We start from the raw sequence: 1778 nt of genomic DNA on the forward strand, positions 1-1778 counted from the left end.
GCGACCGCGTCCCCGCCGGGCTCGGCCGCGGCGTTGGCCGACCAGATCGGATTCACGTACACATCCGCACCCTCATACGGATTGTCCACACGCTCCGCGGCGGAGGAAGTACTGGTGGCGGCGACCGTGAGAGAGGCGGTAAGTGCCAGTCCGGCAGCGGTGGCAAGGCCGCGCCGTGCCCACGGAGTTCGTTGCTTGTCGCGAGGGGAGTTTCTCATGTTGTTTTTCTTCCTCATGGGGAGCGGGTGACCAGAAGGAGTGTGTGGGCCGCCGGGCGCACAACGGCGCCCGGCGGACCCTGGCTGGGGTGAACGCGGATGTTCCTGGTGGTGAGCGGGCCACAGGCGGTCCTGAGATGCGGGGTAAGACGGGCGGGTGGTCGGAGGTGTATCGCCGGGAAAAAGGCGAGGAAAACGGGGGGTTGGGAACTGGAAGAAGGTTGGGAGCGCTCCCAGTCGGCAGCGGGAATGGTGATCTGTGTTGTTCGGTCAAGGGGTGCGAAGGGCGTTCCGCGGATGGTTACGGGGGGTTACTGTCTCGGAACGCTTTTCAGAACCGTAGCTTTCCAATGGTGATATGTAAACACCAAATGACGACAGTGTTTCTGGGACGCGGTCCCTTTTCAATGGACTGCCAGGTGGTGACCTGGTTCACAACTGTTCAGTAATACCAAGGGGTTTCCAGGCGATCACACAGAGCTGGCCGACCGCTGCCGCCGCGACCCGGAACGGGGCCGGCGGGCCCGCGCACTCCGCGGCGATCCCGCCCGGCACCGCGCCCAGGGCTGCGCTGCCCGGCTCCGCCAGCCGGTACACGCCCCCCGCCCGGCGCTCCAGCCACCCGTACACCCGTGACCCTGCTCCGGCCGCCACGAACAGGCCGAACCCGGCCGCGGAGGGGGCTGCCTCGGCGGACACCGCGGTAACGCCGCCGGGAGGCCGTCACCACCGGTTTTCCCACGCGCTGTTTCGTCCCGGCTCCTCTGGGTAAACACGTACTGGGAGCGCTCCCGTCGATCGGCTGATCCAGCCGAGAACGATGGAGAACGCAATGAACGGCAAGACCCACGAGACCACCGGCAACCCCCGCTGGTTCGGACGCGCACTCGTGCTGGCGTCCCTTCCCCTGCTCGGGCTGACCACGCTGGCCGCGCCCGCCTCGGCGCACGGCTCGGTCGTGGACCCCGCCTCCCGCAACTACGGCTGCTTCGAGCGCTGGGGGGACGACTTCCAGAACCCGGCCATGGCGCAGGAAGACCCCATGTGCTGGCAGGCGTGGCAGGACAACCCCAACGCCATGTGGAACTGGAACGGGCTCTACCGCGACAACGTCGGCGGGGACCACCAGGGCCAGATCCCGAACGGGACCCTGTGCAGCGGCGGCAACACCGAGGGCGGCCGCTACGACTCGATGGACACCCCGGGCGCGTGGCAGACCACCGATGTCGGCGACGACTTCACCGTCCACCTGTACGACCAGGCCTCGCACGGCGCGGACTACTTCCGGGTCTACGTCACCGAGCAGGGCTTCGACCCGGCCACCCAGTCCCTGGGCTGGGGCGACCTCGAACTGGTGGAGGAGACCGGGACCTACCCGCCCGGCAACGACTACCTGATCGACGTCAGTACGTCGGGCCGCAGCGGTGACCACGTCGTCTTCACGATCTGGAAGGCCTCCCACGCCGACCAGGTGTACTACCTGTGCAGCGACGTCAACTTCGGCTGACCGCCCCCGCACCGGGGGTGACGGCCGGCCGCGCGCCGGGGGTCACCGGCTCC

The 1778-nt window shown here is 68.1% G+C and carries 2 protein-coding genes and 1 pseudogene; 1 reads left to right on the forward strand and 2 read right to left on the reverse strand.

Translation table 11 applies throughout. The features are described 5' to 3' along the window. Positions 1 to 218, reverse strand: a pseudogene (locus ACFWTE_RS29925) (hypothetical protein); the annotation flags it as partial. Between the two features lie 432 nt (positions 219 to 650). Further along, complete coding sequence (locus tag ACFWTE_RS29930; protein ID WP_378783315.1) at positions 651 to 917, reverse strand: hypothetical protein; 267 nt, start codon at positions 915 to 917, stop codon at positions 651 to 653. A 133-nt stretch (positions 918 to 1050) separates the two neighbouring features. On the opposite strand from ACFWTE_RS29930, the gene ACFWTE_RS29935 reads away from it, so the two are divergent. Further along, positions 1051 to 1725, forward strand: a complete 675-nt coding sequence (locus ACFWTE_RS29935) for a lytic polysaccharide monooxygenase (RefSeq protein WP_378783316.1) — start codon at positions 1051 to 1053, stop codon at positions 1723 to 1725. Positions 1726 to 1778 lie beyond the last annotated feature (53 nt).

Origin of the sequence: Nocardiopsis sp. NPDC058631, assembly GCF_042716955.1 — a bacterium.
Classification (GTDB): Bacteria; Actinomycetota; Actinomycetes; order Streptosporangiales; family Streptosporangiaceae; genus Nocardiopsis.

Excerpts from the sequence above, each read along its gene's own strand:
- ACFWTE_RS29935 (WP_378783316.1), top strand. The coding sequence starts at position 1,051 with ATGAACGGCAAGACCCACGAGACCACCGGCAACCCCCGCTGGTTCGGA.